This is a genomic window from Idiomarina loihiensis L2TR (assembly GCF_000008465.1).
GTDB classification, from domain to species: domain Bacteria; phylum Pseudomonadota; class Gammaproteobacteria; order Enterobacterales; family Alteromonadaceae; genus Idiomarina; species Idiomarina loihiensis.
Genome location: NC_006512.1, coordinates 1692871 through 1704892, shown reverse-complemented (window position 1 = coordinate 1704892; position 12022 = coordinate 1692871). Strand labels below are relative to the sequence as shown.

Below are 12022 nucleotides of genomic sequence, written 5' to 3'. Positions count from 1 at the left end.
CCACGCTTCCGAGGCAGCCAACATTGGTTTGTTATGCACCGAGCTCAACTCGCCACGGCGGATTTAGACGATTCTCACCTGCCCAGTACAGTTTGATTTTGTTGCCGGAGGGATCATGGAGTATGGCCTCGCGCCATAAGTACCGCATATCCGTTGGCTCTTGATCAAATTCAAGTCCTTTGGACTTCAACTCGGCAACAAGGTCGTCAAGCTCTTGGTGTTCAAAATAAATCACGCTCTTATTTGAACCCCCAGAATCATCCAATGAAAGGGAGAACGTCGACGTTCCCTCCGGGCATTCAAATCTGGCGTAGTGTGGAGTATCTACAATTTGAAGGAACCCCATCTTGCGATAGAACTCCGTAGCCTTTTCCATATTGGTGACGGGCAAGGTGACCTGGTTCAGATTCATAGCTTAAGACTCCGGTTGTTTGTAACGCAAAGATAAGTGACGCAGCTGGCTGCGTCTTTGCTTAAACGCTTTGTTATGCATAATTGAAAACCACCTGATTTGCTATTGTTGGCACTTCAAGATATTCATATGCGGCATTAACCTTTTTAATAAAGTATTCATCGTTGGACACGAGGAAATTACAAAATGAGGCTATGGATGCGTGACTGTTATCACTTACAGCAGCAATGAACCGTCTTTCTTTGTGTACTTTTGAGTCTGGATAATATCCCAAAGTATTTAGCATATTATAAATAACCGTCACTTTTTGGTGCTTGAAGTAAGGTTGCTCTGGGTAAATCGGATGCTTTTTTAATTGAAAAAAATCTTCTATATCCATGTTTGCTTGACTATAAGCTGGGAGCGCTCTTAGTTTATCCCAAATTTTTACAAGTACATCCGGCGGATCAATATTATTAAGTTGCATGGGACCAATTCCGAGCGCTAACCGGAAGTCTTTAATACCATCCCAATTTCTATCATCTTCAATACTCTCAAGCATCATATTTTCAGTTTTTGCTAATGTTGCTTTGTATTGAGAAGTCATCTCCTCACCATAGACTTGCAATTGTTTTTGTATCTCTTCAGGTAACTCGTCAGAGATATCCATTAATGAATCCATTAGCTCGGAGAATGCGGCGACCTGTTCGTTATGAATATCGTTAAGACTTTCCCCCTTTCTTCCACCAGAAAACTTGAACAATGATTGTTGCATTGCATATTCTATGTCGAGACCATCGTCACAACTTTCACAGTACTGCTTATAGATATCATAAGGATCACGTTTACATATTGTGGCGTTGTCGGTGATCGTGAAGTTTGGCTGCTCAACAATTAGCTTTAAATGGTAAGCTTTCAGATCTTTGAGTACGTTGAGAAAGTTTTCTTCAAAACCTTTAGAACGCCGAATTTCCTTGAGTGTTTCATCTGAGTAAACTACTTGATAATCTTCTAAAAGCATTTGCCCAAACTCACCCAATCCTTGTTTCGTGAAGAAATCTAAAACATTCTGATCAAGGTAAACAGTAGGTTTTCCTTCGTATGGTGGAATTGACTCCATTGCTTAATCCTTTGTGTATAACGCCGCCAACATGCGCGGCTACGAAATAAAGACGAAGCCGAAATGTAGCGGGCGTCGCCGTGATTGGCTTTGTTACCTTTCCATAAAGCTTAGCCAAACACTATCTATTCTAAGTACATCTAAACGCGACTTCAGTGAAGCTGCCGTTTCCTCGAGCGACTCGGAGAACCCTTGTTCTTGCAGCTCGATACAGCGTCGTTCTTGGTAGTAGTAAAGGTTTAGCAAGTACAATGCTGCAAACGCGTTGAGAACGTTACCCAGATTAGCGTCCTTAAAGTTGACGTTCCGGTTGTGCTTTACACCATTATGCTTTTTCCACCAAGTTGGCGTGGACGACTGCTTCCACTCTGAAAATGGCGTCATTGAAACTCCGAATCTCTGAAAATTGACAGTCTCAGAACACAACCCTTTCTTCGATGAAACGACCATTTCCGCATATTCGTTAATATTTGACGGCTTAGAGCCCTCATCGAGGAGCTTGCAGTATGCTTTTAGTATTACGTCGATTTCGGAACATATTGCCAAGTACAACCGAGTTAGTTCTACCGAGTAAACGGTAAAGTTGTACTCCGCGGGTTCGATGTAGCGAAAAAGGCGATCAACATCTTCCTCAAACGAAAGATAGTACTGCCAATAATTAGCTTCCACCATGCCTCCTCAATAAAGGTAACGTCTAGGCTAACCGGCGCCGCAACTGAGTTTACCAGGCTTTGCCGCCAAACCTGTTCCGACGTCCGGTTGAGCCCTTTGTTGTGCCATTTTCAAATTTCAAAATCCGTATACACTCGGAGAACCTTCTTTCCAAAATCCGAAAAGCGGTACTGCCCTTCACCAGTGTTTTCAATCACGTTATTAGCCTCAAGAAACGCTAATGACCTTGAGTCGACTTCATTCTCTTGAAGCAGGCCTGAATATCCACCTTGAATAAACTCTATTGCTTTCTCAAAGGTTTTATTAGCCTTATGGCTATTAAAAATCTTCTTTGCCAGTTCTTTGGCATTTTCATCATCATCTACATAATGCGGGCTGTGCTTTTCTGTCCGAGTCTGTCTAGCTTCTTCTGATTCATCCTCTGACTTCAACCTATCCTCTAAATCTGCGATTTGAGTGCTCAATTGCTTAATTTCTCGATTTTTTGCCTCGAGCATTTTTTCAATTCGCTCTTCCTGGGCCAGGACTTCCTCCCGAAGAGCGATTGACTGTTCAAGTGTAAGGAGCGTCTTCTTTTCTATGGATTGTTGTGAGTCGATTCGCCATTTTCGGAATCGAAGACTTACCCAATAGGCACCATTTGTAAAGAATGGCATAACAAGAACAAGGGCGAATGCCGAGAGCGCAGGGTAAAGTACTAACAACACCCAGTTGCTATGATTTTCAGCAATCCAGGATATTTTGTCACTATCAAGATTTTCCTCACTTACAAACAGTGTTAAGTAAGGAATTTGCCAGTTCCATAATAACCATGAAATAACAATTGCCCCATAGAGTGGGCTGGATACACGTTCTTTAAAGACACTTCTACTAGAAGCAAACAAATCAGAAAACATTAAACGCCCCTTTGGTTATATTGAGCACAACGCTGAAATAAGCGGCGGCCCGTCAGGGGTGTCCGGTGGACGGCCGCCAGGCCGGGAACGAACTTAATTGATTGGTTAAATGCTTTCAGCTTCGCGCACCAGTCTCGTACAGATGATCTACGCAAAAAGCCGAACCATTTACCTGCTTTTCATTGCAATTGCGCCACATGCACAACTGCTCCGAAATACCACCTCTGTTTTCTACTATCTTTTTCTTGATAAGTGGAATTGCTTCAAAAGCTTGCCAATTCTCGGAAGTAGGGAGCTTAACGGCATACTGCGGCTGGTATTTGTCCCACTCATCCACGCGCCACAACTGCCCGCAGGTAGGGCATTTCATCAAGTAAACCCAGTTGCCGACATCTAACTCTGAGAATTCCGCTACGAGCTCCTTTCCCTCTTTGCTCAAGTCGACAAGCTCTGGAGATTCTTTGCATTGACATGGTGCTTTCATAGGCATTTAACATTTATATATTGTGCATGCGCACTTCGACTTTCATTAAATTTCTTCTTTTTTCTTCGAACCCTTTAATAACTCAATTTATTTTTCAAAAAGCCCGCCGAAAGCAGGCAAAGCAATTCGAGCATGCTCATTTCTAGTCTAACGAGTGCACAATATCTAATTTTCGTTTTTATTATGTAATTGACCTTAAACGAGTTAAATACACAACACAATAATAAAGTAAGCAATATTGCGGAGGTAAGTGAGCATCAAAACTGCCGGCCACTATTCGGTTAGTTTGAGAAAGATACGATTCTTGTTTCTGGAACAATGCAGAATTAGCAGCTAACGTGAAAGACTATTCATTAGGTGTGCTAAGCGTTTTTATACTGCAAAGGTCAACTCGCTTGAGGAGCAATAAGTAATGAGACTATTTCTGACTCTGGCTTTATGGTTCAGTGCTTGCACGACGGTAATGGCAGCTGACTACGCTATTGAAAAGGTTAAGGGCAATGTTTATCGGTTCTCGGCGGATCATTATCATTCAGTGTTTATGGTAACGGAGCAGGGCATTTTTGTTACTGATCCAATCAACAAAGACGCGGCTCAATACCTTAAAAATGAGTTATCAGAACGCTTTGATCAGCGAGTGCGTTACCTGGCTTATAGCCATAACCATGTTGACCATACGTTAGGTGGTGAGGTATTCGCTTCAGAAGGTGTTGATGTTATTGCGCATGAATACGCCGATGAGGATTTGCGTTGGACAAAAACACCGACCGCTTTGCCCACAATGACGTTTAGTGACGAGCTGACTATTAAGCTTGGTGAACAATCGGTTCAAATGAAATATTACGGCCCGAATAATGGTCGAGGTTCTGTTAGCATGCGCTTTATGCCTGAGAATGTACTGTTCGTGGCTGACTGGATTGTGCTGGATCGCATGCCTTACCAAACGCTTCCGGGCTATGACATTCACGGAATGATACGCTCGACAAAAGCCGTGTTAGAGGAAAAGCCATTTGATGTGTTTGTTGGTGCTCATGCAGAAATGGGAACGGGTAAGGATGTCGAGCGCTATTTGAGCTATTTGGAAGCCTTATATGCTGAGGTTCGCGACGGTATGTTGGCTGGCAAAAGTTTGGAAACACTTCAGCAGGACATAAAGCTTGATGAATTTTCCGATTTAAAAATGTACAACGAGTGGCTGCCTCAGAATATAGAAGGTGTTTATAAAACGCTTAATGAGCAGTCTTACTTTGATCGCCGTTAGGCAGAATTAAAGCCGCTCGTTTTTGATTTTATCTTTACGCGCTGTCCACCAGTGGTAAAGCGATGAAATAAGTAGTGCTATGAGAAAATCTTTAAACTCTGTACTGTGTAGAGTGAGCTCACTCGCTTGAAAGGACTTGACGATGGTACCGCCCACAAGGTAACCACCAATCAAAACCAGCGCCAAGTATATGGTCGAAAGTATTTTATTATCTGTTTTCATATCTGCAGCTCATACCGTTCTCAGTGTTTCTGAAACCATCCTCGCATGGCAGCCAGTGCGGAGTCATCAATACTGTCGCCATTTTCTTTTCTTAGGCCGTGGTTAAGCTCTTCAAAGTACTGATAGTCAACGTTCTCCGTGCTACTCAGGTTTTCTATCATTACCTGGGTTTGCTCTGGGTCTACTGAAGCGTCCTGCCTCGACTGAATAATAAGCAGAGGTGTTTTCCCGCGTTCGATGACTTTGGTTTGCTCGAGGGTAAGCATTTCCTTCCACCACTTGTAGCCATGCTGGCTTGAGTTAACAGAAAAGGGCTCATTTGATGTTTTTATTTGCTTCGCAAACTCGTGAAACTCGGCAAGTACCGATGCTCTAACCTCTGCGGGTGTCGATGCTTTTATATTGTGCTCAATGTCGTTCTGAAATGAATTACCGCCACCGTTAAATGCGATAGTGGCGCTAATGCCGGGGAACGCTTCGCGCAGCATGACGGCAATAACGGCTCCTTCACTGCCACCGAGAACGTAAACTGACTGATAACTTTTAGTTTCGTTAAGGTGTTCCAGCACCTGCCTGGCATCATTTACTCGCTGCGATGGTGAGTCATTGTCGATGTAGGTTTGCGGGCATTCGTTGGTTTCTGGTGTCAGTCCCCATTTCTCAATGAGCAGAACATCGGCGTCGAGTCGTACTTTGGGTAAAACTTCTTTAATAGAATGGTTTGTTAATGAACTCCGGCAGTCGGAACCTTGCAATATAAGCAGTAGATTATTTGCTGGCTTTGCTCTTGAACCAAGGTGATAGGTGATTCTAGAGTCGGGCATTAATTGCCGCTGAAGCGTCTCTGTCTCAAACGTTAATTTCGACGCAGCCACTGAATAGCCGCTTAGGGTCAAAAATGTAAAAAAGAGAAATAGATTAAAGCTGCGCATGAATTAAATACCGGTTAATTTTCCATTACAAAGGAGATTATCCGCTAAACGACAACTTTTGGTAACATGCTTTCAAAGTATTTTAGTAACCATAAGCATTGGAATAAACCAACATGACCATAAAGTCGGGTATTTACGAACACTACAAAGGCGGACGTTACCGCGTTATTGATATCGCCCGTCATAGCGAAACTGAAGAGTGGATGGTGCTTTATCAGCCCCTTTACGGTGAACAAAAGCTTTGGGTTCGCCCTTTTGACATGTTCGCGGAAACGGTGAACATAGACGGCAATGACGTACCCCGATTCCGTTTTATTGGCAGTGAGTAAGGGAAGACAATGAACGAAATCGATAACAAACTCTTTCTAGTTTATGTTGGCGGCACAGCGCCTGGTGCCAACATTGAGTTGCATGATATCCGCTTTGTAGTGGGGCCGAGCATGGAAGAGACTTATCCGGCTATTCGAAAAGGGTGGTTCGGCACGCAAAAAGGACTGCACCTGGATAGCTTTGTTCATTTGCACCATGTGGATGGCTACCGCATTCATCTTACCTCTGAAGCGCATGAGAAACCCGAGGAGAAACGCTTGTACTTTGTTAACTTCGGTGGCTATTTTCCGAATAAGCTGGCCGAGTATCATGACTTTACTGTGGTGGTCGCAGACTCACCGCAATCCGCAAAACAACTGGCTCGCGCACAATTTTCCAAAGCCGGCTTAGCGGACGCTGAGCAAATTCATAAAGACGACTTACTGGCGGTGGACGACTGCTTGTGCGTCGATTTGGTGGATAACCACTATGTGACGCTTGAATTTGACGGTGAACAACAGCCTTTGGTACCCGACTGGAAAGGGTATCAGCCACTGCCATAAACTGTCGATATATGAAGTGCCAGAACATCGCTGTTTGCCTAAACAAAAAGAAATAAGGAACGAAATGATTTCCTGGTTCAGAGCTAACTGGGAATAAACTCTTCATCAACTGCATGGCCGGTCGTACGAGTTTCATTCTACGGCCGGAACATAAAGCCTGTTTGTCACTACGCTGTCACCGTTAACAACAACCTGAAATAAGTCACCGTAGTCATCTTCTTCAAGTGTTTTGGCGGTTCCGCCTGCGGCTTTTACTAACTCCGATACCGTGTTGCTGTGACCGATAATGAGAGCATTCTTTTTCAGGCCTTTGATGCTGGCTATTATTCCATCAAAATCTTTAGAGGGGTAACTCTGAACGGAGAGGCCAAGATGCTTCGCGAGAGCCTCGCCTGTCTGTTTTGTGCGTTTAAAATTGGTAGAAAATATAGCCTCAATATCGCTATTCTTTAGTATTTGAGCCAGCATGTGCGCCCGCTGCTGACCCGCAATACTCAGTTCGGGGTCAGTTTTTTTATCGGTTTTCTCCATGTGACGAGTAAAGTAAAGAGTATAAGTGTCTGCAAATGCCATAGTAGTGAAAGTACTAACGAAAATTAAAAGACAAAGTAAACGACGCATAAGCTTTAAAGGTTATAGTTTGTGTTTGGTTTTTGAGAGTAAAACATAACTTTATGTTTATTTCAGGACAAGCATCAAAAACACGACAAATATAAATGATAACGATTCGTAGTTGTGTTATCTTTTGCTCCTTACTAACAGCGAAGGAGTACATGGGGTATGAACGCACGTGTCGTTCCGCTTGCAGCAGCTATCGCAATGGCATTAAGTCCACTTGCAGCGACTGCAACACCACAAAATGCGGATAAAGAAAAACCGGCGAAAGATGAAAATCTTGAGCGGATTAAAGTAACTGGCAAGTACACTGTCAGCCAGAATCTTGATTCCGCGACCGGACTTGGTTTAACACTGCGGGAGACACCTCAGTCGGTCAGTATTATGACTGATGAAAGAATGTTCGATCAGAATATCGATACCGTGCTTGAAGTTGTAAATAACGCGGTGGGTGTTTCTGCATCGGAAATGGACAATGTTCGTAATACCTTTTATGCACGCGGGTTCGAAATCAGTAATTATCAAATTGACGGAGTACCTACCTCATGGAGTATTGCCGGTGATGCGGGTGAGACCATCGCGGATGTTGCGATTTACGAGCGTGTTGAGTTCGTACGTGGGGCGACAGGCTTATTGACGGGGGTTGGAGATCCTTCAGCATCAATCAACTTAGTCCGTAAGCACGCTACTAGTAAAGAGTTTGAAGGCTATATTAATGCTTCTGTGGGTCGCTGGAACAGTAAGCAGGTAACTGCTGATGTTGGCAGTGCATTAAATGCTAGCGGCAGTATTCGTGGTCGTGCTGTGATAAAAGTTGATGACAGCGAATCGCATGTCGATTTCTTAGAAGAAAGTAAGGAAGTTTTCTACGGTGTTGTTGAGGCCGATATAACAAATTCTACTCTATTAAGAGTTGGGGGGAGTTATCAACACCATGAGCCTAAGGGCGCTATGTGGGGATTCCTTCCTGCATTTTATTCTGATGGTACCTACACAGACTGGGATGTTTCGAAAACAACCGGAGCTGACTGGACTAACTGGGAAACAACCAGTACCAATTATTTTGTCAACCTGAATCATGTTTTTGATAACGGTTGGGAGCTTCTAGCTAATTATAACGGCTTAAAGGCTGATAAAACATCCAAGCTACTTTATATCAACGGAAGTGACTCTCAAAATTTGCTAGACAAAGAAACTGGCACGGGGTTAAAAGCTCAACGCTATAACAGCGATGGTGAAAATAGTCAGAATAGCTTTGACGTGCAATTAAAAGGGCAATTCTCTGGTTTTGGCCGTTTACATGACCTTGTAATTGGTGCTTTATACAGTGAACATGACAAATTCGCGCACACTTTTAATCCGCAACCACTAGGTGGTGATGGCACTTACGATCAGGTGCCGGTTGGAAATTTTTATGAGTGGCCTAACATAGAGGAACCTCAGTGGTCGGACGAACCTACTCCGGGTGAAGATACTGCTACTGAAGAAAAAGGCTTTTATGCGGCTACTCGCCTGGCACTTTCTGACAGCTTAAAACTTGTTGTTGGTGGCCGTGTTTCAAGCTGGGATCGTGATGGGGTTAGTTACGGAACGGTTGTTGACTATGGTGATTCTGGAGTGTTTGTTCCTTACGCAGGGTTGCTTTATGACTTAACGGATAATCACCGTTTATATGCGAGTTTTACAGAGATTTTTAATCCTCAGAATCGTAAAGATACGAACGGAAATTTTCTGGATCCTCTAGAAGGTCAAAGTAATGAGTTAGGGCTTAAAAGTACTTTCTTAAATGACCGACTGCATACTTCAATTGCCGTTTTCAAAATAGAGCAAGATAATCTGGCTGTTGTCGATCCTAATCATGAGTCAACGCCAGAACTGCAAACCGCTTATATTGCTGAACAAGGTACCGAGAGTACAGGGTTTGAAGCTGAGATTGTTGGTCAACCCGTTGATGGCTGGAATATTTCTGCCGGATATTCTCAGCATGAAGCAGAAAACGCTAACGGAATGCTGGTCAACACGGATACTCCAGATAAGTTGTTCAAGTTGTTTACTACCTATCAGTTTGTTGAGTTTTTGCCTGAGCTGACTATTGGTGGTGGCGCGAACTGGCAGGGAGATGTTTATTCGACTGGAATGAACCCTGCTACTCTTGAAATGGAAACATTCACTCAGGACGCGTATTGGTTAGTGAACCTGATGGCACGTTACAAGTTATCAGATAACATGAGCCTACAACTTAACGTAGCGAACTTATTTGATGAGAAATATTACAGTCAGGCTGGGTTTGCCTATGGCTACCGTTATGGCACACCACGTGATTACACACTGAGCTTTAACTACAAGTTCTAATTGATCAGAGAGAGTGACTAAGCCGGTGCCTTTAAAAAGCACCGGCTTTTTTTATGCCCTGCGTTTACGTTGCTGGCGTAAGGCTATTAGAGCAGAAATAAACAGTGAGGCAAAAGTCAGAATACCAAACCAGGCCAGTATTCCGTCTACAGGGTTCGGCATTAAGCTTGTGCAGGCGAGAGCAAGACCGAGCAATATAAAGCCTGCAATTTTGTAGATCCGCTCGGCACGCTGGTTTAACGGTTTTAAATTAAATAACTTACGGTGGCGTGCTGTAACAATGCATAAGAGCCAAAAGCCCGCTAAGCTAAGCAACCAAATGACCGCTGATATCATGATGTCACCTCAGTTTCCGCTGGTTTCCCTGCGTTATGAGACTGCAGCTGGATAAAACTAAAAGACAGGGCAACTCCGCATAACAGCAGTATCAGGCTTGTTTTTAGTAATTTACGGGTGGCGACAATCCACATAACCAAGCCGCAGTAAACACCGAAGCTCAGGAGCATCATCCACATTAAGCTTGTGGCTTTGTTCCAGCCAAAAGCCCATAAAAACAGTTCAGGTGTGAAGACTGTAACAATAAGCGTAAAAATGAACCCACCGACAGTTGCGAGCAAAAGTCGATAACTTATTGTCAGTTTGGATGGCGCATTGGCTATTTTATCTTTCAACATCATTTTGCGTCTCCTTTGAATTCCATTTGCGAAACAGATACCAGGTGAGTCCTAAAAACGCGGCTGCCGTTAAAATGAAGCTGATATCCATGCCAAATAAAGGCCAGTCGCGCGGGTACTGATAATTCAGAAGGTGCCGGTCGACAGTAATAAAGCTGATAAAGGGCAAGCTTAGGTAGGCAAGACCATTAAGCAGTGCGCCGTCTCGCCAGGTTTTTTTGGCGCCGCGAAGCAGCGGATAGCAGACCATTAACAACCAGCCGAAGAAGAACCAGGCTATTTCAAGTTCGGCACGGTTATCGGCCGCTACTGGTAGTAACCGATTACTCAGGAAGTAGGTGGCAACGGCAAGAGGAAGACCCATAATAAAACCTGCGTTTAACCCGCTTACTAGGTAATGACCAAATGAAAGGTTACCACTGGCCTGCAGTTTTTTTCTGCGTTTTTCAAACCATAAAACCAGGCCTGTAGCTATCATCAAGGTGCCCAGAATTCCTGAAAAGAAGTACAGCCAACGCAGCTGAGTATCGGCAAAGCGACCGGCGTGCAGCCCTATCATGGTGCGTCGTGTTAGTTCTGCGCTATTTTCTACGGGCTGGACATGCAACTGCTCACCCGTTACGGCTGAATAAGTCAGCGTCGTATAGTCTGACATAAGCGATTGGGTAGGCGCTTCGTAAAAAGTGGCGGTGGCGTTTTTGTCTCCGGGGTTACTAATTTGCGCTAAACGAATGGGGTTGCCTTTTATGTCTTCCCGGGCTTTAAAGTAAAGCTCCTGCAAGTCAGCTAAATCTGCGCTTTCACCACTTGCCTGTAGCTTAGGGGGTTGGGACTGTAGGTCGTTAAAAAACTCACCTCTGTCGCCATAGCTTAACGACACGGCCGAGGACATATACATCAGCATTAACGTGACTAAGCCGGTGTAGGTGATCATAAAGTGAAAAGGTAGAGCCAATACCGACGTAATAGTATGTCCGTCGAGCCAGCTGCGTGGCCCTTTACCGGGCTGAAAGGTGAAAAAGTCTTTGAATATTTTTTTATGTATGACTACGCCGGTAACTATGGCTATCAACATAAGCATGGCGCATATGCCGACCAGCCAGCGGGCAATAAATACCGGCATATAATGCAGGTCGAAGTGAAAGCGATAAAGGAAGTTGCCGCCGCGGGTTTCACGTTGCTCAATTCTTTTACCATCACCATCAAGAACGGCGAATTCAAAACCACGACCATTACTGGCATTCGGGTCACGCCAAAAAATAGTGGTAATGGGAGATCGCTCATCGGGCAAGGTAATAGACCAGCCCGGTGAGTCAGGGGCTTGTTTTTCAAGGTAGTCCTGTGCTTGTGCAACCGCCTTTTCGGGAGTTGCGTGTTGCTTTACATTGGGCAGCATCCATTGTGTAATCTCGAACTGGAAATAGGCTAATGTTCCGGTCAGAAAAACCGCAAACAGTATCCAGCCTACAACTAATCCAGCCCACGTATGGAGCCAGGTCATACTGTCTCTGAATCGTGCTTTCATAATAGT

At 44.1% G+C, this 12022-nt stretch carries 15 protein-coding genes; 4 read left to right on the top strand and 11 right to left on the bottom strand.

Annotated features, from left to right (window positions below; genetic code table 11):
- Positions 1–31: 31 nt before the first annotated feature.
- The 5 genes from IL_RS08145 to IL_RS08125 all read right to left on the bottom strand — a co-directional run bounded on the left by IL_RS08145 (position 32) and on the right by IL_RS08125 (position 3563).
- On the bottom strand, positions 32–412 hold the full coding sequence (locus tag IL_RS08145) for a VOC family protein (protein WP_011234831.1): 381 nt from the start codon (positions 410–412) through the stop codon (positions 32–34).
- A gap of 73 nt (positions 413–485) precedes the next feature.
- Positions 486–1511: a hypothetical protein gene (locus IL_RS08140; protein WP_011234830.1), complete on the bottom strand. Its 1026-nt coding sequence runs from the start codon at positions 1509–1511 to the stop codon at positions 486–488.
- A gap of 93 nt (positions 1512–1604) precedes the next feature.
- A complete protein-coding gene (locus IL_RS13785; protein WP_231378580.1) occupies positions 1605–1895 on the bottom strand; it encodes a hypothetical protein in 291 nt (96 codons plus the stop codon).
- Positions 1896–2293: 398 nt separating this feature from the next.
- Positions 2294–3079 carry a hypothetical protein gene (locus tag IL_RS08130; protein WP_011234828.1) on the bottom strand — a complete coding sequence of 262 codons (786 nt, stop codon included), beginning with the start codon at positions 3077–3079 and terminating at the stop codon, positions 2294–2296.
- A 115-nt stretch (positions 3080–3194) separates the two neighbouring features.
- A complete protein-coding gene (locus tag IL_RS08125) occupies positions 3195–3563 on the bottom strand; it encodes a hypothetical protein (RefSeq protein WP_011234827.1) in 369 nt (122 codons plus the stop codon).
- Between the two features lie 412 nt (positions 3564–3975).
- Between IL_RS08125 and IL_RS08120 the strand changes: the two genes are divergently transcribed.
- On the top strand, positions 3976–4824 hold the full coding sequence (locus tag IL_RS08120; RefSeq protein ID WP_011234826.1) for an MBL fold metallo-hydrolase: 849 nt from the start codon (positions 3976–3978) through the stop codon (positions 4822–4824).
- A gap of 6 nt (positions 4825–4830) precedes the next feature.
- Here the strand turns inward: IL_RS08120 and IL_RS08115 are convergent, their stop codons facing one another.
- Together IL_RS08115 and IL_RS08110 are read right to left on the bottom strand one after the other, a co-directional pair.
- Complete coding sequence (locus tag IL_RS08115) at positions 4831–5046, bottom strand: hypothetical protein (protein WP_016341356.1); 216 nt, start codon at positions 5044–5046, stop codon at positions 4831–4833.
- Positions 5047–5066: 20 nt separating this feature from the next.
- A complete protein-coding gene (locus IL_RS08110; RefSeq protein WP_158511976.1) occupies positions 5067–5870 on the bottom strand; it encodes a prolyl oligopeptidase family serine peptidase in 804 nt (267 codons plus the stop codon).
- Between the two features lie 221 nt (positions 5871–6091).
- Between IL_RS08110 and IL_RS08105 the strand changes: the two genes are divergently transcribed.
- Together IL_RS08105 and IL_RS08100 are read left to right on the top strand one after the other, a co-directional pair.
- Entirely contained in the window at positions 6092–6307 is a 216-nt protein-coding gene (locus IL_RS08105; RefSeq protein WP_011234824.1) for a DUF1653 domain-containing protein, read from the top strand.
- Positions 6308–6316: 9 nt separating this feature from the next.
- Positions 6317–6850, top strand: a complete 534-nt coding sequence (locus tag IL_RS08100; protein ID WP_011234823.1) for a DUF1543 domain-containing protein — start codon at positions 6317–6319, stop codon at positions 6848–6850.
- 132 nt (positions 6851–6982) lie between these two features.
- Here IL_RS08100 and IL_RS08095 read toward each other — a convergent pair whose 3' ends face one another.
- The gene (locus tag IL_RS08095; protein WP_011234822.1) at positions 6983–7423 is read right to left on the bottom strand and encodes a SixA phosphatase family protein; all 441 of its coding nucleotides are present in this window, start codon (positions 7421–7423) and stop codon (positions 6983–6985) included.
- A 207-nt stretch (positions 7424–7630) separates the two neighbouring features.
- On the opposite strand from IL_RS08095, the gene IL_RS08090 reads away from it, so the two are divergent.
- Positions 7631–9817 (top strand): TonB-dependent siderophore receptor, encoded by a 2187-nt coding sequence (locus IL_RS08090; protein ID WP_011234821.1) that lies wholly within the window; start codon positions 7631–7633, stop codon positions 9815–9817.
- A gap of 51 nt (positions 9818–9868) precedes the next feature.
- On the opposite strand, the gene IL_RS08085 is transcribed toward IL_RS08090, so the two are convergent.
- From IL_RS08085 to IL_RS08075, 3 genes are read right to left on the bottom strand one after another with little or no spacing between them, the layout of a single operon-like run.
- A complete protein-coding gene (locus IL_RS08085) occupies positions 9869–10153 on the bottom strand; it encodes a DUF3325 family protein (RefSeq protein WP_016341354.1) in 285 nt (94 codons plus the stop codon).
- Positions 10150–10494 carry a hypothetical protein gene (locus IL_RS08080; protein WP_016341353.1) on the bottom strand — a complete coding sequence of 115 codons (345 nt, stop codon included), beginning with the start codon at positions 10492–10494 and terminating at the stop codon, positions 10150–10152. The genes IL_RS08085 and IL_RS08080 overlap by 4 nt, the downstream gene beginning before the upstream one ends.
- Positions 10478–11992 carry a PepSY-associated TM helix domain-containing protein gene (locus tag IL_RS08075; protein WP_011234820.1) on the bottom strand — a complete coding sequence of 505 codons (1515 nt, stop codon included), beginning with the start codon at positions 11990–11992 and terminating at the stop codon, positions 10478–10480. The genes IL_RS08080 and IL_RS08075 overlap by 17 nt, the downstream gene beginning before the upstream one ends.
- Positions 11993–12022 lie beyond the last annotated feature (30 nt).

Coding starts and splice junctions, on each gene's coding strand:
- IL_RS08145 (WP_011234831.1), bottom strand. CDS start 412: ATGAATCTGAACCAGGTCACCTTGCCCGTCACCAATATGGAAAAGGCT.
- IL_RS08140 (WP_011234830.1), bottom strand. CDS start 1,511: ATGGAGTCAATTCCACCATACGAAGGAAAACCTACTGTTTACCTTGAT.
- IL_RS13785 (WP_231378580.1), bottom strand. CDS start 1,895: ATGACGCCATTTTCAGAGTGGAAGCAGTCGTCCACGCCAACTTGGTGG.
- IL_RS08130 (WP_011234828.1), bottom strand. CDS start 3,079: ATGTTTTCTGATTTGTTTGCTTCTAGTAGAAGTGTCTTTAAAGAACGT.
- IL_RS08125 (WP_011234827.1), bottom strand. CDS start 3,563: ATGAAAGCACCATGTCAATGCAAAGAATCTCCAGAGCTTGTCGACTTG.
- IL_RS08120 (WP_011234826.1), top strand. CDS start 3,976: ATGAGACTATTTCTGACTCTGGCTTTATGGTTCAGTGCTTGCACGACG.
- IL_RS08115 (WP_016341356.1), bottom strand. CDS start 5,046: ATGAAAACAGATAATAAAATACTTTCGACCATATACTTGGCGCTGGTT.
- IL_RS08110 (WP_158511976.1), bottom strand. CDS start 5,870: ATGCCCGACTCTAGAATCACCTATCACCTTGGTTCAAGAGCAAAGCCA.
- IL_RS08105 (WP_011234824.1), top strand. CDS start 6,092: ATGACCATAAAGTCGGGTATTTACGAACACTACAAAGGCGGACGTTAC.
- IL_RS08100 (WP_011234823.1), top strand. CDS start 6,317: ATGAACGAAATCGATAACAAACTCTTTCTAGTTTATGTTGGCGGCACA.
- IL_RS08095 (WP_011234822.1), bottom strand. CDS start 7,423: ATGGCATTTGCAGACACTTATACTCTTTACTTTACTCGTCACATGGAG.
- IL_RS08090 (WP_011234821.1), top strand. CDS start 7,631: ATGAACGCACGTGTCGTTCCGCTTGCAGCAGCTATCGCAATGGCATTA.
- IL_RS08085 (WP_016341354.1), bottom strand. CDS start 10,153: ATGATATCAGCGGTCATTTGGTTGCTTAGCTTAGCGGGCTTTTGGCTC.
- IL_RS08080 (WP_016341353.1), bottom strand. CDS start 10,494: ATGATGTTGAAAGATAAAATAGCCAATGCGCCATCCAAACTGACAATA.
- IL_RS08075 (WP_011234820.1), bottom strand. CDS start 11,992: ATGACCTGGCTCCATACGTGGGCTGGATTAGTTGTAGGCTGGATACTG.